Annotated in this window: 21 protein-coding genes and 2 pseudogenes; 14 read left to right on the top strand and 9 right to left on the bottom strand. The window is 69.9% G+C overall.

Translation table 11 applies throughout. The features are described from left to right. Nucleotides 1-3: 3 nt before the first annotated feature. The gene (locus QE454_RS06960) at nt 4-1,092 is read right to left on the bottom strand and encodes a VanZ family protein (RefSeq protein WP_307456635.1); all 1,089 of its coding nucleotides are present in this window, start codon (nt 1,090-1,092) and stop codon (nt 4-6) included. A 44-nt stretch (nt 1,093-1,136) separates the two neighbouring features. Here QE454_RS06960 and QE454_RS06955 point away from each other — a divergent pair, with 44 nt between their 5' ends. The 3 genes and pseudogenes from QE454_RS06955 to QE454_RS06945 all read left to right on the top strand — a co-directional run bounded on the left by QE454_RS06955 (nt 1,137) and on the right by QE454_RS06945 (nt 4,731). Beyond that, nucleotides 1,137-1,985 carry a serine hydrolase gene (locus QE454_RS06955; protein WP_307456638.1) on the top strand — a complete coding sequence of 283 codons (849 nt, stop codon included), beginning with the start codon at nt 1,137-1,139 and terminating at the stop codon, nt 1,983-1,985. Nucleotides 1,986-2,085: 100 nt separating this feature from the next. After that, nucleotides 2,086-4,180, top strand: a pseudogene (locus tag QE454_RS06950) (APC family permease). A gap of 182 nt (nt 4,181-4,362) precedes the next feature. Next, on the top strand, nt 4,363-4,731 hold the full coding sequence (locus QE454_RS06945; RefSeq protein ID WP_307456643.1) for a PLD nuclease N-terminal domain-containing protein: 369 nt from the start codon (nt 4,363-4,365) through the stop codon (nt 4,729-4,731). Nucleotides 4,732-4,941: 210 nt separating this feature from the next. On the opposite strand, the gene arfB is transcribed toward QE454_RS06945, so the two are convergent. After that, nucleotides 4,942-5,379, bottom strand: a complete 438-nt coding sequence (gene arfB, locus QE454_RS06940; protein WP_307456646.1) for an alternative ribosome rescue aminoacyl-tRNA hydrolase ArfB — start codon at nt 5,377-5,379, stop codon at nt 4,942-4,944. A 244-nt stretch (nt 5,380-5,623) separates the two neighbouring features. On the opposite strand from arfB, the gene QE454_RS06935 reads away from it, so the two are divergent. The 7 genes and pseudogenes from QE454_RS06935 (at nt 5,624) to QE454_RS06905 (ending at nt 13,617) form a co-directional block, all read left to right on the top strand. Further along, nucleotides 5,624-5,791 (top strand): hypothetical protein, encoded by a 168-nt coding sequence (locus QE454_RS06935; RefSeq protein WP_210076965.1) that lies wholly within the window; start codon nt 5,624-5,626, stop codon nt 5,789-5,791. Next, entirely contained in the window at nt 5,788-5,877 is a 90-nt protein-coding gene (kdpF, locus tag QE454_RS06930) for a K(+)-transporting ATPase subunit F (RefSeq protein WP_074696280.1), read from the top strand. The genes QE454_RS06935 and kdpF overlap by 4 nt, the downstream gene beginning before the upstream one ends. Before the next feature lie 3 nt (nt 5,878-5,880). After that, a pseudogene (gene kdpA / locus QE454_RS06925) lies at nt 5,881-7,567 on the top strand (potassium-transporting ATPase subunit KdpA). Next, on the top strand, nt 7,567-9,723 hold the full coding sequence (gene kdpB, locus QE454_RS06920) for a potassium-transporting ATPase subunit KdpB (RefSeq protein WP_307456653.1): 2,157 nt from the start codon (nt 7,567-7,569) through the stop codon (nt 9,721-9,723). The pseudogene kdpA and the gene kdpB overlap by 1 nt, the downstream one beginning before the upstream one ends. A gap of 11 nt (nt 9,724-9,734) precedes the next feature. Further along, entirely contained in the window at nt 9,735-10,319 is a 585-nt protein-coding gene (kdpC, locus tag QE454_RS06915) for a potassium-transporting ATPase subunit KdpC (RefSeq protein ID WP_307456657.1), read from the top strand. Nucleotides 10,320-10,426: 107 nt separating this feature from the next. Next, nucleotides 10,427-12,949: an ATP-binding protein gene (locus QE454_RS06910; RefSeq protein ID WP_307456660.1), complete on the top strand. Its 2,523-nt coding sequence runs from the start codon at nt 10,427-10,429 to the stop codon at nt 12,947-12,949. Next, the gene (locus QE454_RS06905; RefSeq protein ID WP_210076970.1) at nt 12,946-13,617 is read left to right on the top strand and encodes a response regulator; all 672 of its coding nucleotides are present in this window, start codon (nt 12,946-12,948) and stop codon (nt 13,615-13,617) included. The genes QE454_RS06910 and QE454_RS06905 overlap by 4 nt, the downstream gene beginning before the upstream one ends. A gap of 238 nt (nt 13,618-13,855) precedes the next feature. Here QE454_RS06905 and QE454_RS06900 read toward each other — a convergent pair whose 3' ends face one another. The 3 genes from QE454_RS06900 to QE454_RS06890 form a co-directional block, all read right to left on the bottom strand. Then, the gene (locus QE454_RS06900; RefSeq protein ID WP_210076971.1) at nt 13,856-14,332 is read right to left on the bottom strand and encodes a hypothetical protein; all 477 of its coding nucleotides are present in this window, start codon (nt 14,330-14,332) and stop codon (nt 13,856-13,858) included. Nucleotides 14,333-14,487: 155 nt separating this feature from the next. Next, nucleotides 14,488-14,799: a transcriptional regulator gene (locus QE454_RS06895; protein WP_103211037.1), complete on the bottom strand. Its 312-nt coding sequence runs from the start codon at nt 14,797-14,799 to the stop codon at nt 14,488-14,490. After that, a complete protein-coding gene (locus tag QE454_RS06890; RefSeq protein ID WP_307456667.1) occupies nt 14,796-15,227 on the bottom strand; it encodes a chemotaxis protein CheY in 432 nt (143 codons plus the stop codon). Before QE454_RS06890 ends, QE454_RS06895 begins: the two co-directional genes overlap by 4 nt. 112 nt (nt 15,228-15,339) lie before the next feature. On the opposite strand from QE454_RS06890, the gene QE454_RS06885 reads away from it, so the two are divergent. From QE454_RS06885 to QE454_RS06870, 4 genes are all read left to right on the top strand, one after another. After that, complete coding sequence (locus QE454_RS06885; protein WP_210076973.1) at nt 15,340-16,581, top strand: aminotransferase class V-fold PLP-dependent enzyme; 1,242 nt, start codon at nt 15,340-15,342, stop codon at nt 16,579-16,581. Further along, nucleotides 16,578-17,033, top strand: coding sequence for a Fe-S cluster assembly sulfur transfer protein SufU (sufU, locus tag QE454_RS06880; protein WP_210076974.1), 456 nt, complete (start codon nt 16,578-16,580; stop codon nt 17,031-17,033). The genes QE454_RS06885 and sufU overlap by 4 nt, the downstream gene beginning before the upstream one ends. A 148-nt stretch (nt 17,034-17,181) precedes the next feature. Continuing rightward, nucleotides 17,182-17,616, top strand: a complete 435-nt coding sequence (locus tag QE454_RS06875) for an iron chaperone (RefSeq protein ID WP_307456673.1) — start codon at nt 17,182-17,184, stop codon at nt 17,614-17,616. A gap of 574 nt (nt 17,617-18,190) precedes the next feature. Beyond that, complete coding sequence (locus tag QE454_RS06870) at nt 18,191-20,191, top strand: Ig-like domain-containing protein (protein ID WP_309668563.1); 2,001 nt, start codon at nt 18,191-18,193, stop codon at nt 20,189-20,191. 186 nt (nt 20,192-20,377) lie between these two features. On the opposite strand, the gene QE454_RS06865 is transcribed toward QE454_RS06870, so the two are convergent. From QE454_RS06865 to QE454_RS06850, 4 genes are all read right to left on the bottom strand, one after another. Next, nucleotides 20,378-21,355 (bottom strand): SRPBCC family protein, encoded by a 978-nt coding sequence (locus QE454_RS06865; RefSeq protein ID WP_307456679.1) that lies wholly within the window; start codon nt 21,353-21,355, stop codon nt 20,378-20,380. An 18-nt stretch (nt 21,356-21,373) separates the two neighbouring features. Beyond that, nucleotides 21,374-21,736: an ArsR/SmtB family transcription factor gene (locus tag QE454_RS06860; RefSeq protein ID WP_373459394.1), complete on the bottom strand. Its 363-nt coding sequence runs from the start codon at nt 21,734-21,736 to the stop codon at nt 21,374-21,376. A 138-nt stretch (nt 21,737-21,874) separates the two neighbouring features. Further along, nucleotides 21,875-22,780, bottom strand: coding sequence for an arginase family protein (locus QE454_RS06855; RefSeq protein ID WP_307456685.1), 906 nt, complete (start codon nt 22,778-22,780; stop codon nt 21,875-21,877). A 34-nt stretch (nt 22,781-22,814) separates the two neighbouring features. After that, nucleotides 22,815-23,087: a winged helix-turn-helix domain-containing protein gene (locus QE454_RS06850; RefSeq protein WP_115916228.1), complete on the bottom strand. Its 273-nt coding sequence runs from the start codon at nt 23,085-23,087 to the stop codon at nt 22,815-22,817. Nucleotides 23,088-23,095 lie beyond the last annotated feature (8 nt).

Below are 23,095 nucleotides of genomic sequence, written 5' to 3'. Positions count from 1 at the left end.
GTCTCAGACGCGCGCGCCGCGGTCGACCGAGGGACTCACCACTCCCGCGCGGTCGTCGACCAAACGGCGCCGGCCGATCCACCCGGTGAGGCCGCGGCCATCGGGCCACACCAGCAGAAGCGCCGCGGTCGTCGACGCCAGAAGGAAGGCCAGCAGCGACCACGGTGCGGGCAGGCCCGCGAGGACCGCGTACGCCCCGGCCCCGGTCGCGAAACGCAAGGGGCGCGCCACCCACGCGGGGAGGACACCGTTCGTGAACCGCACACGCGTGGCGAGGTCACCGATCGAGCGACCCGTCGCCAGGATCACCCCGAGCCAGAGCCCCGCCGAAGCGATCGTCCCCGCGAGCGAGGCGACCTGGTCGGTCGAGAACGACGACCTCTCGCCGACGAGCAGCACGAGCACGGCCTGCACCACCACGGCCACGGCGAAGCCCACCAGCCAGACGCCCACGACGTCGCACACCAGTCCCAGCAGGCGGCGGCGACGCGTCACGGGGCGCGGGGTGTCGGCATCCGCAGCTCTCTCCACACCCCGGTGCTGCGCCGGGACGACGAACGCGAGGACCGACCCGATCAGAGCGCCGCTGGTGTTCGAGATGAGATCGTCGACATCGAAGACGCGGTAGGCGCAGGGGAACAGACCCCAGACGCCCGTCAGCTGCGTCGTCTCGATGATCCCCGAGGTCGCGAAGCCGACGAGACCCGCGATCAGGATGCCGCGACCCCCGAGCACCCGTAAGAAGAAGCCGAGCGGGGCGAACAGCAGCACGTTCAGCGCCACCTGCAGGACGACGGGGTCGGTCAGGTACCGGCCCGAGGCGGCGACGGCCGCGCGGACCTCGTCGACGAACGCGAAGGGGTGCAGGTTCACGCCCGCGCAGCGGTAGACCTCGGAGTCGGGCAGGGGGATGAGCGTGTACGTCCAGATCGCCCAGAAGTACACGGCCGCCCCCGCCCACAGGAGCGAGCGCCACACCGTGAGCCGACCGCGACGCCGATAGCTGACCGCGACGAACGGTACGAAGGCGAGGATCGCGACCACGGCGCCCGCGACGACAGCGAGTACGCCCGAGCCCACGATGTTGTCCACCCCGAGAGCCTAGGCAGAATCACTCGGGCCCGTAGCCTGGGCGCATGACCCGCGCCGCCGACCTCCGCGACGCGCTCGTCGCTCATATCGACGACACCGGCTTCGCCGCGCACGGCGTGCACGTGCGCGTGGGCGACGACGTCGCGATGCACCGGTGGACGCCGGATGTGCGGGAGGAGATCCACTCCGTCGCGAAGGCCGTCGCGGTGCTGGCGGCGGGAATCGCCGCCGACGAGGGAATCGTGTCGCTCGACGACCCGGTTCGCTCGATGCTTCCCGCCGCGACGCCGGTCACACTGCGAGAACTGCTCTCGATGTCGAGCGGCATCGATCTGCCCTGGTCCGAGACGATGATGACCGACTGGCCCGATCTCGCCGCGGAGTTCCTGTCCCGCCCCTCGAGCGGCCGGGTGTTCCAGTACTCGAACGCCAGCACCTACACGGCGATGGCCGCGTTGTCGCAGCGGACCGGCGACATCGAGGACTTCCTGCGCCCGCGGCTCTTCGCCCCGCTGGGGTGGAGCGATGTGTCGTGGCGCCGCTGCCCGAACGGTCGCGTCCTCGGCGGCGAGGGCCTCGAGCTGCGCACCGCCGAGCTGGCGCGTCTCGGTCTGCTCATCCGCGACGGCGGCGTCATCGACGGCCATCGGGTGGTCTCGGAGGGGATCGTGGATGCCATGCACTCGGGGTGGATCGATACCGGCAGCCCCGGCGCCGGGTACCGTCGCTACGCCCTCGCCGGGTGGGACGGACCGGGCGACGCCTGGCGCCTGCACGGCGCCCACGGGCAGCTCGTCGTCTTCGCCGGCGACGCCGTCGTCACGGTGACCGCGCACGATCATGAGGGCGCTGACGCGGTCGCGGAATTCATCGGGAATAGGGCCGCGAAGTGAGCGTTTCTCGCATTGCGAGAATGCGCCGCTAGGTCACGGTCTGGCGACCATGCATTGAACAGCGTGCGCGTCAGATTGCGCATGGCCTCCAGTACGCGTAGTGTCGCGCGCCGTGACTGACGAAAGTCGCGTTGACGGCGAAGAGACGCCGATCGCGAAACGCATCCTGATCGGCGAGCCCCTCACCTCCGAGAAACTCGACGAACAGCTCCTCCCGAAGAAGATGGCGCTGCCGATCTTCGCCTCCGACGCGCTGTCCTCCGTGGCCTACGCGCCACAGGAGCTGCTGATGATCCTGCTGATCGGCGGAACGGCCCTGCTGACCCTGAGTCCGTGGGTCGCCGTGGCCGTGGTGACGCTGCTCGTCGTGGTCGTGTTGAGCTACCGGCAGCTCATCAAGGCCTACCCCTCGGGCGGCGGCGACTACGAGGTGGCGAGCAAGAACCTCGGCGAGGTGCCGGGCGTGATCGTGGCCGCGGCGCTCCTGGTCGACTACGTGCTCACGGTCGCCGTGTCGGTGGCATCCGGTGTCGACAACATCATCTCGGCGCTGCCCGAGTTGAACCCGTTCCGGGTCGAGATCGCCGTCGGTTTCGTCATCCTCATCGTGATCGTGAACCTGCGCGGCGTTGCGCGAGGCGTCGAGCGTCTTCGCCATCCCGACCTACCTGTTCATCGGGTCGGTCGGCGTGATGATCGTCGTGGGCCTCGCGCGCACACTGCTCGGAGACGCGCCGCACGCCTCGAGCGCCGACTACGGCGTGCAGGCGGAATCGTTGACGCAAGCGGCGCTGATCCTGTTGGTGCTGCGCGCGTTCTCGAGCGGCTGCTCCGCCTTGACCGGCGTCGAGGCCGTGTCGAACGGCGTGCCCGCCTTCCGCATGCCGAAGATCCGCAACGCCCAGACGACGCTGACCCTGATGGGCGGCATCGCCATTGTGCTGTTCGCGGGCCTGACGATGCTGGCCCTCATCTCGGGCGTGCACTACGCCGAGAACCCCTGCCACCTCATCGGCTTCGACTGTGCGAACAACCCGCAACCGAGCCTCATGGCCCAGGTCGCCGCCGCGACCTTCGGCATGAACAGCATCCCGTTCTTCATCATCCAAGCCGCCACGGCGTGCGTGCTGCTGCTCGCCGCCAACACCGCCTTCAACGGCTTCCCGCTGCTCGGCGCGGTGCTCGCGCGCGACGGCTACGCCCCCAAGGCCCTCAACACCCGCGGTGACCGCCTGGTCTACTCCAACGGCATGATCATCCTGGGCATCGTCGCCATCGGCGTGCTCATCGTCTACCAGGCCAACCTCACGACGCTGATCCAGCTCTACATCATCGGTGTCTTCGTCTCGTTCTCGCTCGGCCAGATCGGCATGGTCAAGCACTGGCGACGCGTGCTGCGGGGGTTGAAGGAGCTCACTCCCGAGGCGGCGAAGCAGCAGTCCGCCGCGATCGAGCGTCGCTCCGCCGTCTCGGGCCTGTGGATCAACTCCGTCGGTGCGGCCATGACCGTGCTGGTGCTGCTGATCGTCACGATCACGAAGTTCACGCACGGCGCATGGCTGGTGTTCATCGCGATCCCGATCCTCGCGGTGCTGATGATCGGCGTGAACCGCTACTACCGCGACGTCGAGCACGAGATCCGCATGGACGAGACCGTGCACTTCGGCTCGTCGGGAGACGTGGCGATCGTGCTGGTGAACCGCCTGCAGAAGCCCGTCATGAAGGCGATCGACTACGCCCTGGCCGCCAACCACCAGAAGACGCTCGCGGTGCACGTCGCCATCACCGACGAAGACGCGTCGAAGCTGCAGAAGGAGTGGGCCGAGCACGACATGCCCATCCCCCTGGTCATCATCGACTCGCCGTACCGCACGTACACCTCGCCGGTGTCGACGTTCATCAAGAAGTACCGCGAGAACAACGGCTCGGCCGTGGTCACGGTGTACCTGCCGCAGTTCATCGTCGGCCACTGGTGGGAGTCGATCCTGCACAACCGCCGCTCGCGCCGCCTGGCGCACCAGCTCATGCTCGTGCACGGTGTCTCGATCACGCTCGTGCCGTGGCTGCTCGACTCGTCCGAGGTCATCTACGGACGCCGCTCGCGGCCCCTCCCGGGCCAGCAGCGCGGTGGTCAGCCGGTGGCCGAGGTCACGGCTCACCGCCCGAAGAAGACCCCGCCCGGCTCGGCATCCTGAGTCCGGCCCGACGCCCCCGCCTTCGTGGTGGGGGCGTCGGTGTTCTCGCCGCCCCGTCGAGTGTCCAGAACACGCCGCGGGGAGGGCGGTGCCTCCGGCGTGTTTCGAACACTCACCCCGGCTCCGGCCCGGTCGCGACGAATCGGTGGACGCCGACGGGAGTCTGCGACAGGGTGGATGCCATGCCAGTACTCGCCCTCCTGACCCTCGTGGTGATGGTGGTCGCCCTCGTCGACGTCATCACCCGGCGCGAAGACCAGGTGAAGCACCTGCCGAAATTCGCGTGGATCATCTTCATCGTGCTGCTGCCGTTGATCGGGTCGATCCTGTGGTTCGCCCTCGGCCGGGAGTACGAGACGCGAGCGACGCCGATGTCCTTCGGCGACCCGCGGCGCTGGCAGAAGGACACCGACCCCGCTCCCCCGCCGGCCGCTGCTCGCGAGACCCGCACCACCGAGCAGCAGATCGCCGACCTCGAGCGCGAGATGCGCCTCGCCGACCTCGAGGAGCAGGTGCGCCGCCGCCGCGCCGAGGGCGGCGCTCAGGCGTAACGCCCCCGCCGCGCTGCCCCCTCCCCCGGCCCGCTCCCCGCGGCCCACCCCCCGCGGCCCCCCTCCCCCGGCCCACCCCTGTTGAGTGTCCAAAACACCCGGACGGTTTTGAAAACCGTCCGGGTGTTTTGGACACTCAACGTCGGGCATGGGGGCGCGGGGCGCGGGGCGTCGGGCATGGGGGCGGAGGGGGCGGGAGGGCGGGGCGGGTCAGTCGGTCGGACGCTGGCGCATCCTCTTCACGTCGGTGCGGCGCTGCTTGGCCTGCAGGCGGCGCTCCCTCGATCCGCGGGTGGGCTTCGTCGCGTGTCGCGGCGGGGCGGGAGGGGCTACGGCCTCGGCCACGAGAGCGGCGAGGCGGGCGCGCGCCGCGTCGCGGTTGCGCAGCTGCGCCCGATGCTCGGATGCCGCGATCGTCAGCACCCCGCCGACGAGCCGGTCACCGAGTCGCTCGATGAGCCGCTCCCGCTGCACCCGTGACAGCACGCTCGACGCCTCGGCATCCCACATCAATTCGACCCGCGAGTCGGCGGTGTTCACGCCCTGACCGCCCGGGCCCGAGGAGCGCGAGAACCGCCACGACAGCTCCGCGGCCGGAATCACCAGCCCCGCGCTGACGCGCACGTCGGATCCGTCGGAGGGGAGCATGCATCCATCATGCGCGGTCGGCGACGACGTCGATGGTCTCGAGACGGCATCCGGCTGACAACTCGGCGCCAGCCGGCAACGAGGATGTCAACGAGTTGCCGTCTCGGCGGCGGCGATCCTCCGTAAGCACCCCGTATGTGTCCGTCAGCGACCCGTAGGGAAAGCGTTAGGACGCCGGGATGCCGCGGGCTCGAGGAGTTGTATCGACACACGTGCCGCCCCGCGGTGCCCGCGGATCTCCGCGGTGTGTTCACCCGAATCTGGAGTCGTCGTGCTCGATGCCGTCTTCCTCGCCGCGACCGTCGCGCTCTTCGCGCTGGTCGCCCTCGTCGCGAAGGGGGTCGAGAAGCTGGGCCCCGAGGCCCGACCCTCGACTTCCCGCACCACCGGACGAGGGGGCGAGCGCCCGTGATCTTCTTCTCGATCCTCGCCGCGGTCCTCGCGGTCGCCGCCGTCGTGTACCTCGTGGTCGCCCTCGTCCGACCGGAGAAGTTCTGACCCATGGATAGCGGAACCATCTGGTCGATCGTCCTGACCAGCCTCACTCTTCTCGTCGCCCTGGGCCTGGCCTACCGCCCCCTCGGTGACTACATCGCCCGCATCTACACCGGCCAGCGCGACCTCGCCGTCGAGCGGGGCACGTACCGCCTGATCGGCGTCGACCCGCGCAGCGCCCAGACCTGGCAGGCCTACCTGCGCTCGGTGCTGCTGTTCTCGTTCGTCGGCGTCGTGTTCGTGTACGCGATCATGCGGCTTCAGGCGGTGCTGCCGCTCTCGCTGGGCTTCGACGCCCCGAGCGAGGCGTTGTCGTTCAACACGGCCGTCTCCTTCGTCACGAACACGAACTGGCAGTCCTACGGCGGCGAGACCACCCTCGGCTACACCGTGCAGTTCGCCGCCCTCACCGTTCAGAACTTCGTCAGCGCGGCCGTCGGCATCGCCATCGCGGTCGCTCTCGTTCGCGGTTTCGCGTACCGCCGCAGCGGTGTGATCGGGAACTTCTGGGTCGACCTCGTGCGCGGCACCTACCGTCTGCTCCTGCCGTTCTCGATCGTCGCGGCGGTCGTGCTGCTCGCCGGCGGCGTCATCCAGAACCTCTCGGGCTTCACGGATGCCACGACGGTGGCGGGAGCCGCCCAGTCGATCCCCGGCGGGCCGGTCGCCTCGCAGGAGGCGATCAAGCTCCTCGGCACCAACGGCGGCGGGATCTTCAACACGAACTCCGCGCACCCCGTTCGAGAACCCCACCCCCTGGACGAACCTCTTCGAGATCTTCCTCATGCTGGTGATCCCGTTCTCGCTTCCCCGTGCGTTCGGTCGGATCGTGAACGACGACCGCCAGGGCTACACGATCCTCGGCGTCATGGGCGCGATCTTCGTGGCATCCGCGGCTCTTCTCACCTGGGCCGAGATGGCCGGGAACGGGACAGCCCCGATGCTCGCCGGCGGCGCCATGGAGGGCAAAGAGGTGCGCTTCGGCATCTTCGGTTCGACGCTCTTCGGCACGACCAGCACGCTCACCTCGACGGGTGCGGTCAACTCGATGCACGACAGCTACACGGCTCTCGGCGGCATGATGCCGATGATCAACATGATGCTCGGCGAGATCGCCCCCGGCGGTGTCGGATCGGGCCTGTACGGCATGCTGATCCTCGCCGTGATCGCGGTGTTCGTCGGCGGCCTGCTGATCGGCCGCACCCCCGAGTACCTGGGCAAGAAGATCGGGCCGAAAGAGATCAAGCTCGCGAGCCTGTACATCCTGGTCACGCCCACGCTCGTGCTCGCCGGAACCGCTCTGAGCTTCGGGGTTCCCGGCATCCGGGACGATGTCGAGACGACCTCGATCCTCAACCCGGGCGTCCACGGTCTGAGCGAAGTGCTCTACGCCTTCACCTCGGCGGCGAACAACAACGGCTCCGCCTTCGCGGGGCTCACCGCCAACACCCCGTGGTTCAACACGGCGCTGGGCGTGGCGATGCTGCTCGGACGGTTCCTGCCGATCGTGTTCGTGCTGGCCCTGGCGGGTTCTCTCGCGGCCCAGGATGCCGTGCCCTCCACCGCCGGAACCCTGCCGACGCACCGCCCGCAGTTCGCGGGCCTGCTCGCCGGCGTCGTCGTGATCGTCACGGCCCTCACCTACTTCCCGGTCCTCACCCTCGGACCCCTCGCTGAAGGACTTACCCGCTGATGTCCACCCTCACCCACGCGCCGGTCCCCGCTGCCGACGAGGCGCCGGCCGCCCCGCGCCGCGCGTTCAGCGCCGCTCAGGTCGTCGCCGCCCTCCCGGGCGCGGCCAAGAAGCTCAACCCGGCCGCGCAATGGCGCAACCCCGTGATGTTCCTCGTCTGGGTCGGTGCGGCCCTGACGACGCTCATCGCGATCGCCGAGCCGTTCCTCGGCGGCGATGACACCGGCCTCCCCTTCGGCTTCACGTGGGGTATCGCCGTGTGGCTCTGGCTCACGGTGTTCTTCGCGAACATCGCCGAATCGGTGGCCGAGGGCCGCGGCAAGGCGCAGGCAGCGACCCTGCGCAAGACCCGCACGACGACCTCGGCCCGCCGGGTGGTCGCGTACTCCCCCGGCGACCCCGCCGCCTCGAACGCGGCGGTCGAGGACGTCCCCTCGGGCGACCTTCGCGTCGGCGACATCGTGCTCGTGGAGACCGGCGAGCTCATCCCCGGCGACGGCGATATCGTCAACGGCATCGCGACCGTCGACGAGTCGGCGATCACGGGAGAGTCGGCCCCGGTCGTCCGCGAATCGGGCGGTGACCGCAGCGCCGTCACCGGCGGCACCCGTGTGCTCAGCGACCGCATCGTGGTGAAGATCACCTCGAAGCCCGGCGAGACCTTCGTCGACCGCATGATCGCTCTGGTCGAGGGCGCGTCGCGCCAGCGCACGCCCAACGAGATCGCGCTGAACATCCTGCTCGCGAGCCTGTCGATCGTGTTCGTCGTCGTGGTCCTGGTGCTGAACCCGATCGCCTCGTACGCGGCATCGCCCGTCTCGATCCCCGTGCTCGTCGCGCTGCTGGTCTGCCTCATCCCGACCACCATCGGTGCGCTCCTCAGCGCGATCGGCATCGCCGGAATGGATCGTCTCGTGCAGCGCAACGTCCTCGCGATGTCGGGCCGCGCGGTCGAGGCGGCGGGAGACGTCACGACCCTGCTGCTGGACAAGACCGGCACGATCACCTACGGAAACCGCCGCGCCTCGGCATTCGTTCCGATGCAGGGCGTCGGAGGCCCCGAGCTCGCCGAGTACGCCTCGCTGTCGTCGCAGGCCGACCCCACTCCCGAGGGCGTCTCGGTGGTCGAGCTCGCGGCGGCCCAGGGGATCGTCGCCGAGATGCCCCGGGGCGCGGAGCCCGTGCCCTTCACCGCTCAGACCCGCATGAGCGGCCTCGACCTGGTCGACGGCACGCAGGTGCGCAAGGGCGCCGCGTCCGCCGTGGTGGCCTGGCTCGACGGCCAGCGCGCGACGGTGTCCGACGCCACCCGTGCGGAACTCCTGAAATTCACGAATGAGATCGCTGAATCCGGCGGAACTCCCCTGGTCGTGGCGACCCTGGCCCCCGAATCTTCAGGAGTTTCGCACGGGCGCGGGCGCGTGCTCGGCGTCATCCACCTCAAGGACGTCGTCAAGGACGGCCTTCGCGAGCGCTTCCAGGAGCTGCGCGCGATGGGTATCCGCACCGTGATGATCACGGGCGACAACCCGCTCACCGCGAAGGCGATCGCCGCCGAGGCCGGGGTCGACGACTTCCTCGCCGAGGCCACGCCCGAGGACAAGCTCGCCCTCATCCAGCGCGAGCAGGAGGGCGGCAACCTCGTCGCCATGACCGGTGACGGCACGAACGACGCTCCGGCGCTCGCACAGGCCGACGTGGGCGTCGCGATGAACACGGGCACCTCGGCCGCGAAAGAGGCCGGCAACATGGTCGACCTCGATTCCGACCCGACCAAGCTCATCGACATCGTGCGCATCGGCAAGCAGTTGCTCATCACGCGCGGAGCGCTGACCACGTTCTCGCTCGCCAACGACATCGCGAAGTACTTCGCCATCATCCCGGCGATGTTCATGGGCGTGTTCCCGGGCCTGGCGGCGCTGAACATCATGGGGCTGCACTCCCCCGCCTCGGCCGTGACGAGCGCGATCATCTTCAACGCGATCGTCATCATCGTGCTGATCCCGCTGGCCCTGCGCGGTGTGAAGTACCGCGCGGCGAGCGCGTCGAGCATCCTCAGCCGCAACCTGCTCGTCTACGGGCTCGGCGGCGTCATCGTCCCCTTCATCGGCATCAAGCTCATCGACCTCGTCGTGAGCCTGCTCCCCGGTTTCTGAAAGGCCCCGTCATGCGCACCACCCTGCGTACCACCGCCGTCGCCGTCCGCGCGATGGTCGTCTTCACCCTCCTGCTCGGCGTCGCCTACATGCTGCTGATCACCGCGGTCGGACAGGTCGCCCTGCCGTTCCAGGCGAACGGATCGCTCATCAAGACCGCCGACGGGACCGTCACCGGCTCGCAGCTGATCGGGCAGTCGTTCCAGGATGCCGACGGCAACGCTCTCCCCCAGTACTTCCAGTCGCGTCCGTCTGCCGCGAGCTACGACTCCTCGGCCTCGACCGGCTCGAACCTGGGTCCCGAGAACCCGGACCTGATCGCCTCGATCGAAGAGGGCCGTGCGGCGTTCGGCGAGCTGAACGGCGCGGGCTCGATCCCCGCCGACGCGGTGACCGCCTCAGGCTCGGGCCTCGACCCCGACATCTCGGTCGAGAACGCCGAACGCCAGGTCGCAAGGGTCGCCGAAGCCCGCGGCATCCCCTCGTCGGAGGTCGCCGCCCTCGTGTCGGAGCACACGCTTCCTCGCGATCTCGGATACCTCGGCGACCCGCGCGTGAACGTCGTGGAGCTCAATCGCGCGCTCGACGCCCGCTGAGAGACGAGAATCGCTGTCATGACCCTGTCGCCCGTCGCCGCCGTCGCACCCTCCGTGCGGCGGCGGCGTCGTTCGCCGGAACCACGCTCGAGCACGGGGGACGCCTCGTGAAGCGCGGGCGCTTGCGCGTGCTGCTGGGCATGGCACCCGGCGTCGGCAAGACGTACGAGATGCTCGAAGAGGGGCGCCGGCTGCGCTCGGAGGGCCACGACGTCGTCATCGCGATCGTCGAGACGCACGGCCGCGTCGCGACCGCCGCTCAAGCCGAGGGCCTCGAGGTGGTTCCGCGCCGGGCCGTGGCGCACCGCGGCGTCGCGCTCGATGAGATGGACCTGGATGCCGTGCTCGAACGGCTCCCGAGAATCGCGCTCGTCGACGAACTCGCGCACACCAACGTCCCCGGCTCTCGCAACGACAAACGCTGGATCGACGTCGAGGAGCTGCTCGAGGCGGGCATCGACGTGATCACGACCGTCAACGTGCAGCACATCGAATCCCTGAACGACGTGGTCGAGAAGATCACCGGCGTCGTTCAGCGCGAGACGGTCCCGGATGCCGTGGTCCGAGCCGCCGACCAGATCGAGGTCGTCGACCTGGCACCGCAGTCCCTGCGCGACCGCCTCGCGGCGGGCTCGGTGTACCCGGCGGAACGGATCGACGCCGCTCTGTCGAACTACTTCCGTCTCGGCAACCTCACGGCGCTGCGCGAACTCGCCCTGCTGTGGCTCGCCGACGAGGTCGACTCCGCCCTGCAGCGGTACCGCACCGAGCACGGCATCGAGGGTTCGTGGCAGGCGCGCGAGCGCGTCGTGGTGGCCCTGACCGGCGGGCCCGAGGGCGAGACGCTGCTGCGCCGCGGCGCCCGGATCGCGGCACGCTCCGCCGGCGGCGAGCTGCTCGCCGTGCACGTGTCGACGCAGGACGGCCTGCGCGCGAGCGCCCCCGGCGCCCTGGCCACGCAGCGCGCCCTCGTCGAGACCCTGGGCGGCACCTACCACCAGGTCGTCGGCGACGACGTGGCCACCGCCCTGGTCGATTTTGCGCGATCGGTCAACGCCTCGCAGCTGGTCATCGGGGTGAGCCGGCGCGGTCGTCTGGGCGCAGCCCTTACCGGACCGGGCATCGGGGCGACCGTGATCCGCGCCTCGGGTGACATCGACGTGCACATCGTGAACCACGCCCGCGCGGGCGGCCGGTTCGCCCTCCCCCGGCTCGCGGGCCCCGCGCTGAGCGCGAAGCGGCGCATCCTGGGTTTCGTCACCGCCCTGGTCGGCGGTCCGCTTCTGTCGCTGTTGATGATCGCCACCGGTTCCGACGAGTCGATCACCGCCGACGTCTTGGCCTACCAGTTGCTGGTCGTGGTCGTCGCGCTCGTCGGCGGCATCTGGCCGGCGGTGTTCGCGGCCGTGTTGTCGGGGGTCACGCTCGATTTCCTGTTCATCGCACCCATCTACACGATCACCATCAGCGACCCCGCGCACGCGCTGTCGCTGACCCTGTACGTCGTCATCGCCGTGCTCGTCAGCGTCGTCGTCGACCAGGCCGCCCGCCGCGCGCGGGCCGCCCGACGCGCCGCGGCGGAGTCCGAGATGCTCGCGACGATCGCCGGCAGCGTGCTGCGGGGCGAGAGCGCCGTGCCCGCGCTGATCAGCCGCGCGCGCGAGGCGTTCGGCCTCGCGGGAGTCCGCCTGGTCGCCGCCGACGGAACGGTGCTCGCCACCGACGGGGAGCCCGTGCGCGACGATCGCGCGGTCGCGGTGCCCGTCGGCGAAGGGCGCGCGACCCTCGAGCTGCACGGCGGCGACCTCGACGCCTCGGAACGACGCCTGCTCGACGTCGTCGTGGCGCAGCTCGCCGCCGCCCTCGAGCGCACCGATCTCGCCGAGACCGCGGCCGAGGCCGGCGCCCTCGCCGAGACCGACCAGGTGCGCACCGCCCTGCTGTCGGCCGTCAGCCATGACCTCCGCCGTCCGCTCGCCGCCGCCGTCGCCTCGCTCGGCGGCCTGCGCGCCGCCGGCGACCAGCTCTCCGACGACGACCGCCAGGTGCTGCTCGAGACCGCCGACGAAAGCCTGGCGACGCTGTCCGTGCTCGTCACCGACCTGCTCGACGTCAGCCGCGTGCAGGCCGGCGTGCTCGCCGTGTCTCTGGCGGCGACCGACGCCGCGGGTGTCGTGCTCTCCGCCCTCGACGAGCTCGACCTCGGCCCCGACGACGTCGAGCTCGCGCTCGACCCCGACCTGCCGATGCTCCGTGCCGACCCCGTGCTGCTGCAGCGCGTGCTGGTCAACGTGCTCACCAACGCCCAGCGCTACTCGCCCGACGGCGAGCGCGTCCGCATCGCGACGAGCCGCCTCGGCGGCACCGCCGAGATCCGCGTGATCGACCACGGCCCCGGCATCGCCGCCGACCGCCGCGAGGACATGTTCTCGCCCTTCCAGCGCTTGGGCGACACCGACAACACCGCGGGTCTGGGTCTGGGCCTGGCCCTCTCGCGCGGCTTCGCCGAGGGCATGGGCGGCACGCTCACCCCGGAGGACACCCCCGGCGGCGGCCTCACCATGGTCGTGGCGCTGCCCGTGGCCGATGCGGAGGCCATGGCATCCGGAATCTCGAGGAGGATGCCGTGAAGGTACTCATCGCCGACGACGATCCGCAGCTCGTGCGAGCCCTGCGCATCACGCTGGCCGCGCACGGCTACGACGTGGTGGCGGCGGCCGACGGTGCCGCGGCCATCACCCTCGCCGCGGGGGCGCACCCCGACATCGTCCTTCTCGACCTCGGGATGCCGCACCTCGACGGCGTGCAGGTGATCCACGCCCTGCGCGGCTGGACGACGGCGCCGATCATCGTCGTCTCGGGTCGCACGGGCTCGGCCGACAAGGTCGAGGCGCTCGACGCCGGGGCAGACGACTTCGTCACCAAGCCGTTCCAGATCGACGAACTACTGGCGCGTCTGCGCGTGCACGCGCGGCGCTCAGTGCCGTCGTCGGGCGATGCCGTCGTGCGCTTCGGCGACGTCGAGGTCGACCTGTCGGCCAAGGCCGTGCTGCGCGGAGGCGCACGCGTGCACCTGACGCCGACCGAGTGGCGCATGCTCGAGTTCCTCGCCCGCAACCCCGGGTCTCTCGTGACGCGACAGACGCTGCTGAAGGAGATCTGGGCGAGCGAGCAGGTCGCCGATTCCGGCTATCTGCGGCTGTACATGTCGCAACTGCGCAAGAAGCTCGAGGTCGATCCCTCGGCGCCCGTGCACCTGCTGACGGAGCAGGGGATGGGGTACCGGCTCGTCGTGTGAGCGGGCCCGGGCGGGACGACCGCCGCGAGCGTGCGAAACTCCTGAGATTCGCGCCGCGGCGGCTTGTCCCCCGGTCGGAAAGACGCGCCGACACCGGAGCCCGGGCCGGCTGCCACAGGAGCCGGGCCCGAAACTCAGGAGTTACGCACGTCGGCCGCCTCGTCCTCGGCCTCCGCGGCCAGGAACTCCGCCTGCACTCGGGCGCAGCGGGAGGCGAAGACGATCGAGTGCAGCAGCATCAGCGGACCTCTCCGACGGTGTGGCACCCGGGGCAGGGGAAGGCGATGCGATCGCCCGCGCGGACGTCCCCGGGCAGCACGACCGTGCCGCACGGTTGCTCCCCGTGCGCGTCGACGACGGCGAACGGTTCGTCGTACGCGTGGGACACGCGGCCGATGAGCCGTGCCTCGCGCCAGACGGCCGCGAGCCCGGCGACGCAGGCATCGAGGCGCAGCGTATCGGGGCCGGCCTCCGTCACGGTCGCGATCACCACGGTCGTCGAGAGCGTCGCGGATGCCACCCCGCCCGACGCCGGAATCACCGCGGGGCCCGTGCAGACGCAGGGCGTGCCGCAGATGTCGGCGAAACGGCCGACCGACACGGCCCGCACGGTGACGTCGTCGAGCGTGGGGGTAGAGCCGGCGGGCCAGGCGGCCGCGTCGAAGGGGGCCGGGATGCTGGAGCGGAGGGTGGGGAGCAGAGCCGTGAGGGTCATGGCATCCGGTCTACGCTCCCGGCGAGGGCGATCCCGGGGTGCTCACGGTTTCCGAACGGGCCGGTCCGGCTTCCTCACTCTTCGCGCACGACACCGCGTCTCATCGAGTCGTCCATGAGGAGTCGGTGAGACGCGGTGTCGAACGATCGAACGGCTCAGACCGACGTCCCCGCGATCTCGCGGAGCGTGTCGAGGTGGCTCCTCCACGCCGCTCGCCCCTCCTTCGTCAGGGTGAGCGAGGTGCGGGGCATCTTGCCTGCGAACGACTTCCCCACAGCGATGTAGCCGGCGCCCTCGAGCGTCGAGACCTGCTTGCTCAGCGCGGAGTCGGTGACCTCGACGGCATCCCGAACCTCCTTGAAGCTCAGCGTGGTCGCCCGGTCGAGGGCCGCGAGGATCGAGAACCGCACGGAGTTCTGGAGCAGCTCGTCGAGCCGGTGCCGGGGATGCGGGGTCGACGTGGTCACGACCGAGCCTCGCGCGCCGCGCAGACCAGGGAGACGACGAGCACGAGGCCCGAGGCCAGCGCCGCGAGCAGCACGTCACCGTGCGCCCAGATGACGACTGCCAGGGCGAGCGCGTACGAAGCGAACCAGCTCGCGATGTAGGCGGTCCAGCGGCGGCCGCGAGCGAAGGCGGCGCGGCCCTGGATGCTGACGACGAAGAAGATGATGAGGGCGAATACGACGGCCAGCAAGCTCACGTAGGCGAGGCCGAACGTATCTCCGGTCGTGACGGCCATCGCGAAGGTGCCCATCGAGGTCGCCATCCCGAGCGCGAGGATGAAGCTGATGTACGGCCACCGCGTTGCGTTGTGTGCGGCGTGGCTGAGGCGGTCGGCGCGATCGAGCAGCAGTTGGGCTTCCGACGCGGTCATCGCGGGCGTGCGGTCCATGGCGATCCTTTCGTTGACTCGATCATGGCAACTACTTTCCAAATAGGCAAGTACTTTCTTCTTTTCTTCCTCGCACGATCCGCCACCACCCCACGCGACGTAGCCTGGAGGGGTGACCCTCCCCTTCGACGTCGCCGCCGTGCGCGCCGACTTCCCGATCCTGCAGGCCGAGATCGACGGCCGGCCCCTCGTGTACCTCGACTCCGGCGCGACGAGCCAGAAGCCGCGCGCCGTCCTCGACGCCGAGCGCGACTTCCTCGAAACCGCCAACTCGGCAGTGCATCGCGGCGCGCACACCCTCGCCGCCGAGGCCACCGAGCTGTTCGAGGACGCGCGCGTCACGGTCGCCGAGTTCGTGGGCGCCGAGCCCGAGCAGCTGGTCTGGACGAGCGGCGCCACCGCCGGCCTCAACCTCGTCGCGGGATCGCTGGGGTACGCCGGGCGCCTGCGCGAGGGCGACGAGATCGTCGTGACCGAGGCCGAGCATCACGCCAACCTCATCCCGTGGCAGGAGCTCGCCGCCCGTACGGGTGCGCGCCTGCGGCACATCCCGGTGCTCGACGACGGCATGCTCGACCTGCACGCCGCGGCCGAACTCATCGGCGAGCGCACGAAGGTCGTCGCCTTCCCGCACGTGTCGAACGTGCTCGGCATCGTGAACCCCGTCGCGAAGCTCGTGACCCTGGCTCGCGGCGTCGGCGCGCTGACGGTGCTCGACGCGTGCCAGTCGGCTCCCCACTTGCGCCTGGACCTGCCGGCATCCGGGGTCGATCTCGCCGTGTTCTCGGGGCACAAGATCTACGGGCCGTACGGCATCGGTGCGCTCTGGGGCCGCGACGAGGTGCTCGACAGCCTGCCGCCCTTCACCACCGGCGGGTCGATGATCACGACCGTCACCCTCGACAAGGCCGAGTACCTGCCCGCGCCGCAGCGCTTCGAGGCCGGCACGCAGCCGGTGTCGCAGGCCGTCGCCCTCGCCGCCGCCGTCCGCTGGCTCGGCCAGCACGACCTCGAGGCCGCACACGCCCACGAAGCGACGCTCGAGAAGCGCCTGCGCGAGGGTCTGCGCTCCATCGACGGCATCCGTCTTCTCGGAGACACGGATGCCGCGGAGCGCATCGCCCTGCAGGCCTTCGAGGTCGAGGGGGTCCACGCCCACGACGTGGGCCAGTTCCTCGACTCGCGCGGGGTCGCCGTCCGCGTGGGACATCACTGCGCTCAGCCGCTGCACCGCCGCTTCGGCATGACGGCGTCGGTCCGCGCGAGCGCGGCCATCCACACGACCGAGGACGAGATCGACACCTTGCTCGACGCCGTCTCGGGCGTGCGCGGCTTCTTCGGGGTGGGCGCATGAGCGGCCTCGAGTCCCTGTACCAGGAGCTCATCCTCGACCACGCGAAGAACCGACGCGGGTTCGGTCTCGCCGAGCCCGGCGCTCACAGCGCGACCGTGCACCAGCGCAACCCGATCTGCGGCGACGAGATCACCCTGCGGGTCGACGTCGAGGGCGACCGCATCACCTCGGTGACCTGGGAGGGCGCGGGCTGCTCGATCTCGCAGGCCTCGGCGTCGATGCTCGTCGCCCTGCTGCAAGAAGACGGCGGAGACGAAGGGATGCCGCGAGCCGACGCCGAAGCGCTGATCGCGTCGTTCCGTGAGTCGCTGCGCTCCCGCGGCAAGATCCCCCTCGACGAGGAGACCTTCGCCGACGCCGCCGCCCTCTCGGGTGTCTCGAAGTTCACGGCCCGCGTGAAGTGCGCGATGCTCGCCTGGGTCGCACTCGAAGAGGGGCTGCGGCAGGCCTGAGCGCGGCGCCGCGAGCGGCATCACCTCAGCGATCCACGCAAAGTTAGCCGGCATCCACTGATCCGAGCTGAGGTTGCGCGAATCCCGGAGGATACGCGGGCCTGACGCGCGCTACTCTTTCGGTCAGACCTCAACGAAGGCGGATGCCATGGCCACCGGATTCAGCGACGAAGAACGCGCGGCGATGAAGCAGCGCGCCGAGGAGCTCAAGGCCATGAAGGGCTTGAAGGGCCTGGCGAAGTTGCAGAAGGAGAACGAGGCCTGCCTCGAGGCGATCGAGAAGCTCGAGGGAACCGACCGCGCCATCGCCGAGCGGGTGCACGTGATCGTGCTCGAAGAGGCGCCACATCTGAACCCCAAGACGTACTACGGCTTCCCGGCCTACGCGAAAGACGGCAAGGTCGTCGTCTTCTATCAGCCGGCATCGAAGTTCAAGACGCGCTACGGCACCGTCAGCTTCGACGAGACCGCCCAGCTCGACGACGGCCCGATGTGGCCGGTGTCGTTCGCAGTGCTCGAGGTGACCCCCGAGGTCGAGGAGCACATCCGCGCGCAGGTGCGGCGGGCGGCGCCGGCGGCCTGAGGCCCAGGGCCGGGGGCTCACGCAGCAGAGTCGGACGAACGCAGCAGAATCGGAGCGAGCGAGTCCCGGCATCCGATTCCGGTGCGGTTCTCCGATTCCGCGACGACCGGGTAGCGCGGGCCGGACGATGAGCCCCGAGCCACGGCGACGCGAGTCTGCCCAGAACCCTTCGCGCCCCCGCCGGAAGATCTGCTCCACTCCTCGACCATGCCGGTGGTCCGCGTGGCGTGGCGCGGCGGAAGGCGGACAGCCGATCGACGACATCGGCTGCCGCGCCCTCTCCGTGAGCCGATAGGACGTCGATCGCTACGTATGGTCGGTGCGGGCTCGGCGGAGCTCGACGCGTCCCCTTCCCACCCATACGGGGTGTGGATGCCGGAGGTCGCGGCGCCGCACGTCGAACCACTGTGCGGAGAGAACCCTCGGTCTCGCCGTCGGTGCGCCGAACCACCACCGACCGGACTTGTAACGAAACGGTATTAAACGGTTTGAAAGTGACCTGTACGGTAGCTTTGACACCGGCCGGTCGGCGTGCCGGAAATGGCCTCTGCCCCTTCACCTAAGGAAGCTCCGTATGCGCTCTCCCTCGTCCCTATCGGTTCGTCGTCTGGTCGCGGGAGGTGTCGGCGTCGCCATGACCGCCGCCCTGACCTTCGCGGGAGCAGTCTCCGCGCAGGCAGCCGATACCTCGTGTGTGTCCGGCGTCTGCACCGTCACGTTCGCCTATTCGCGGGCCGCCGAACAATGGGTAGTTCCCAGCGGTGTGACAAGTGTCACGGCGACCGTCTCGGCTGGATCCGGCGGCGCGAGCGCGCCTAACAGCTACCAGGCCGAGACGGGTGCCGGCGGCCTCGGCGGTTCCGTACGGGCAACGCTGACTGTAGAGCCAGGCGAGAAGCTCACCGCTGTCGTCGGAGGGGCTGGGAAAAGGGGCGTCCCGGACTCGCTCGATCCCGCTGCGGGCGGTTTCGGCGGCGGCGGCTCAGCCGGCACCAAGGCCGCTGCACAGCACTCGAGCGGCGGTGGAGGTGGCGGCGGAAGTTTCTTGTTCAGTTCAGCCTCGCTCCTCCTGGCAACCGGCGGCGGAGGCGGCGGCTCGAACGCGGGTTCCCAGGCGGTGATCGGAGGCGCAGGCGGATCTACCGGCGCAGGTGACCCGGGAAACGCACCGGAAAACGCCTCCTCGTGGGTATATTCCGGCGGGGGTGCGACGAGCTCGAGCCCCGGCAACGGCGGAGGCGGAGACTATCTGGGAGAAGCCGGCAGTAACAGCCCCGCCTCGAGTTCGACGGCCTTCGGACAGGGCGGCGCCGGCTCCGACAACCAGACCGCTTACAACTACGGCACCGCCGGTGGTGGCGGCGGCGGCTTCTACGGCGGTGGCGGTGGTGGGTCTGACTCACCGGGAGGGCAGACCGGCTCAGGTGGCGGCGGGTCCGGTTTCGTCGCTGAGTCGGCGACGAACGTCCGCGCTCTGGACGGCAACTCCGGCAACGGCAGCATCGTCATCACCTACGACGATCCGAAGGACGCCACCACGATCGAGCTGAAAGCGAGCGACAACCCCAACGACGCCACCGCGACGGAACTGACCGCGACGGTATCGCCCGCGACCGCAACGGGGAGCGTCACGTTCACGGAGGGCAGCACCGAGCTGGGGTCCATCACCCTCGCCGACGGGACCGCGACCCTCCTGAACTTCCTCTCTGCCGGTACTCACACGATCACCGCCTCATACTCCGGTGACACCTCCCACGGCCCCTCCACCACCAGCACCACGGTGACGGTCACCGCCTACACGGCCCCCTCCTTCAGCACCGACTCCTCCACGGCAGAACCGATCGAGAAGAGCGCCGCCGCCGGAGAAACGTTCTCGTTCGACCTGAAAGCGATCGGCACCCCCGCCCCCACCTACAGCATCGAAAACGACGACACCGACAGCACCGTCCTGCCCGACGGCGTCACCTTCACCAACGGCATCCTCGCCGGGTCCTCCACCCGCGCCGGCACCTGGAAGGTCAAGGTCACCGCGACCAACAGCGTCGGCACCGCCACCGAGTACGTGAAGCTCACCATCGCCCCCGGCACCGCCACCGCTCTTGAAGCCCTCGTGTCTCCCGGCGACAGCAGCAGCACCACGCGGTGGGCCGTCGCCCCGGACGGGACCGTCGCCACGACGATCACCGCCAACCAGGGCGACTCGATCGTGTTCGACACGATGCCCGTCGACCAGTACGGCAACCCCACCACCCGAGGAAACGTTCAACCGGTGACCACCTCCAGCGTCGACACCGACACCATCACCTACGACCCGACCACGAACCTCACCACCGTGACGTTCAACCACGCCAGCCCGCACACCATCACCTTCAAGGTCGGGAACCTCACCAACTCCTTCACCGTCCAGGTCACCCCCACCTCGACCGTGACTCCCTCACCGACCCCGCCCCGAGCGCGGGCACCACCCCGAGCACGAGCGGCGCCAGCGCCTCGAGCCACCTCGCCACCACGGGATCCGCACCCCTGGCACCGATCGGCTGGGCACTCGGCATCCTCGCCGCCGGCATCGCCGTGACGCTGGTTCAGCGCCGCCGCACGACGCGACGGGTCGACTGACCGAAAGCGCCAGAACCCCAGGGGCCTGCGCCGCAAGGTGCACCCCTGGGGTTCTGCACATCACGGCATCTCGACGCCTCTCGCCACCGCCTGGCAGACCTTCCCTCCACGTGGGCTGCACTGGCCCGGCATCCGGCCGCCCCCGTCACCCCAGAACCACGCGCTCCATCCGCCGGAAGCTCTGCTCCATCCCCTCGACCATGCCGGTGGCGAGCACGGCGTCGCGGGTGGCGGCATCCGGGTACTCGATCAACAGCGTCACCAGGGTGGCTCCGTCCTCCTCGTAGAGCGACAAGTCGTTGATCGTCGCGGGGTAGTCGGTGCCCGTCATGTGCTCGGTCTGCACCATGCGGCGGGGTTCGTCGAGCAGCAGGATCTCGCCGTCGAACCCGAACGCCTCGCCCTCGGTGCCGGGCTCGGGCTCCCACGCGATGCGGTACGTCCCGCCCTCGGTGCGATCGACCTCGCGCTCGGTCATGCGCCAGCCGTCGGGGCCGAGCATCCACTGCCGCATCAGCTCGGGGTCGACGTGCGCACGCCAGACGAGCTCGCGCGGTCCGTCGATGAGCCGCGTGATGCGCACGTGCTGATCGTCGAGGACCTCGAGCTGCGTCCCCTTACCCTGTGCGAATTCGCGGAGCCCCTGGAGCACGGCGTCCAGCTGGTTCATCGCGAGCGTCGAGCCCTCAACCGCGCCCATCGCCACGACCTGCTCCAGCGCCTCGACGGAGGCGAAGTGACTGACGTTGGTGAGCCGCGAGCCCTCGGGCGTGGCCTCGAAGGTGAAGACCATGCGCATCGACGGCATCCCCTCGATGGGGGTGCCGTCCTCGTCGGCGAACGAGTCGATCACCTCGAACCCGCGCGGTTCGTCGATCGCGGTGAACTCCCACGCACCACCGGCTCGCTGTCCTTGCGGCGAGGTCATGTGATACTTCGCCTGGCCGCCGATCCGGAAGTCGAAGGCGTCGAAGGTCGCCGGCCACCCGGGAGGGCCCCAGAAGCGCTCGAGCTGGCGCGGGTCGGTGAAGACCGCCCAGAGGCGTTCGGAGCCGACCGGAAAGTCGGCAACCAGGGTCATGGTGAGAGATTCGGTGTCGCTCTCGACGGATGTGACGGGCATGACGACTCCTTCGTCGGTTCAGTTTTCGGTGGGTTCGGAGAGAGGATCGGATGCCGGCACCCCGGCGTCTTCGAGCAGGATCGCGTCGAGTCGGTCGACGCGGCCGCGCCAGAGGTCTTCGTAGGAGCGCAGCAGCGCTTGAGCCTTCGCCAGAGCGGCGGGGTCGGCGGACACGAGTCGCACCCTCCCCTCCGCGCGCTTGGTGATGAGCCGCGCCTCGGCGAGCACGGCGATGTGCTTCGACACGGCGGCGAACGACATCGCGTAGGCCGCGGCGAGCTCCGACACCGACTGCTCGGCGACGAGCGTTCGCCGCACGATGTCGCGACGGGTCGCATCGGCCAGGGCGTGGAAGACCCGGTCGATGTCCGCATCGCTCATTTGTTCAACCATTTGGTTGCACGTTAGCGCGGTGACCACACGCCTGCAAGAGCGCCCCGAAACAGCACCGTTCGCTCGGCATCCCGTGTCAACTGACTGCAATCCCGACTTTTCGGTGATTTCGTCGCCCTGCGGACGTCACGGCACCCGGATCGCGGTCCCGAGCTCTCCCAGACCGTTCACGACGATGGCCGCCACGACGCGAGCGTGAGAGCCGTCGGGGTCAAGGTCGGGGTCGAAGACGGTGACGGAGGCGCCGCGAGCGGACGGCGCGAGTTCGACGAGGAGCCGGGTCAGCTGCGAGGCGTCGAGACCGCCCGGATCCGGGCTATCAACAGCGGGCATGACGGCAGGGTCGAGGACATCGACGTCGACCTGGAGCCAGTATCCGCGTCCGACGACGCGTCCGATCTCGGCGGCAACGGGGGCGGCACCTCGCGCCCGAAGGTCCCCCGCGGGCACCACCCGCCCCAGCACGCGACGAGCCTCGACGACGTGCTGGTCGTCGTCCCGGTGCCCGATGTGCGCAACACGAGACGGGTCGAAGTAGGGGGACAGGCCGTCGATGTCCGCAATCGCCGGCCAATGAAGACCGACAGCCGCGGCGAGATCCTCCCCGGCCACGCTCGCGCAGTCGTCGCTGTTACCCGGGTGCCGGAAGTCGGTGTGCCCGTCGATGTGCACGAGACCGCCGCCACCTCGACGCGCACTGGCGATCCCCGCCCCGATGAGGACGCTGCAGTCGCCGCCGATGACGAGGGGCGACCGGCCCGACGCCCAGACGCCATCGATGCGATCAGCGAGCCGCCGCGCATGGTCGACGAGCTGAGCCTGATTGCGAACGAGACCCGGGGCGCGCGCGTCGTCGTCGTCGACATACCGGCCGGCGAGCACGATTCCGCCCTCCTGGGCCCCCCGATGAGCGAGGCGCTTGAAGAGGCCGGCCTCGCGCAAAGCATCCGGCGCCTTGGACACCCCCGGCACGCTCCCCCGCCGAGGCGGCCGCAAGCCGAGATTGGTCGGGGCCGAAACGACGGTGATCATCTCTCGATCTTGCCCTGCGTGTCGCCGCGGGAGGTCAGCCCCGCAACGCCTGCAGCAACGCCCCCACGGGGTGATCGCTCTCGATCGGGTGACGCAACGGCAGGTCCTCGACGCACTCGTATCGGTTGCGTCGGCCCTCCTTCTCACGCTTGAGATACCCGGCGTCGACGAGGTCGGCCAGGATGCCGTGCGCCGTGCGCTCCGTGATGCCCACGGCATCCGCGATCTCACGCACGCGGGCACCGGGGTCGCGGGCGACGTAGATGAACACATGGGCGTGGTTGGTGAGGAACGTCCATGTCGTCATCGCCACAG

This window comes from Microbacterium sp. SORGH_AS_0454 (genome assembly GCF_031453395.1).
In the GTDB taxonomy this organism is placed as follows: domain Bacteria; phylum Actinomycetota; class Actinomycetes; order Actinomycetales; family Microbacteriaceae; genus Microbacterium.
This window is presented reverse-complemented; position numbering and strand designations above follow the sequence as displayed.

What these genes read in the sequence shown, in the direction of transcription:
- kdpC (WP_307456657.1), top strand. Translation starts at nt 9,735, where the DNA reads ATGCGCACCACCCTGCGTACCACCGCCGTCGCCGTCCGCGCGATGGTC.
- QE454_RS06850 (WP_115916228.1), bottom strand. Translation starts at nt 23,087, where the DNA reads ATGACGACATGGACGTTCCTCACCAACCACGCCCATGTGTTCATCTAC.
- QE454_RS06900 (WP_210076971.1), bottom strand. Translation starts at nt 14,332, where the DNA reads ATGACCCTCACGGCTCTGCTCCCCACCCTCCGCTCCAGCATCCCGGCC.
- QE454_RS06890 (WP_307456667.1), bottom strand. Translation starts at nt 15,227, where the DNA reads ATGGACCGCACGCCCGCGATGACCGCGTCGGAAGCCCAACTGCTGCTC.
- QE454_RS06860 (WP_373459394.1), bottom strand. Translation starts at nt 21,736, where the DNA reads ATGAGCGATGCGGACATCGACCGGGTCTTCCACGCCCTGGCCGATGCG.
- sufU (WP_210076974.1), top strand. Translation starts at nt 16,578, where the DNA reads ATGAGCGGCCTCGAGTCCCTGTACCAGGAGCTCATCCTCGACCACGCG.
- QE454_RS06955 (WP_307456638.1), top strand. Translation starts at nt 1,137, where the DNA reads ATGACCCGCGCCGCCGACCTCCGCGACGCGCTCGTCGCTCATATCGAC.
- kdpB (WP_307456653.1), top strand. Translation starts at nt 7,567, where the DNA reads ATGTCCACCCTCACCCACGCGCCGGTCCCCGCTGCCGACGAGGCGCCG.
- QE454_RS06855 (WP_307456685.1), bottom strand. Translation starts at nt 22,780, where the DNA reads ATGATCACCGTCGTTTCGGCCCCGACCAATCTCGGCTTGCGGCCGCCT.
- QE454_RS06945 (WP_307456643.1), top strand. Translation starts at nt 4,363, where the DNA reads ATGCCAGTACTCGCCCTCCTGACCCTCGTGGTGATGGTGGTCGCCCTC.
- QE454_RS06865 (WP_307456679.1), bottom strand. Translation starts at nt 21,355, where the DNA reads ATGCCCGTCACATCCGTCGAGAGCGACACCGAATCTCTCACCATGACC.
- QE454_RS06875 (WP_307456673.1), top strand. Translation starts at nt 17,182, where the DNA reads ATGGCCACCGGATTCAGCGACGAAGAACGCGCGGCGATGAAGCAGCGC.
- arfB (WP_307456646.1), bottom strand. Translation starts at nt 5,379, where the DNA reads ATGCTCCCCTCCGACGGATCCGACGTGCGCGTCAGCGCGGGGCTGGTG.
- QE454_RS06870 (WP_309668563.1), top strand. Translation starts at nt 18,191, where the DNA reads ATGCGCTCTCCCTCGTCCCTATCGGTTCGTCGTCTGGTCGCGGGAGGT.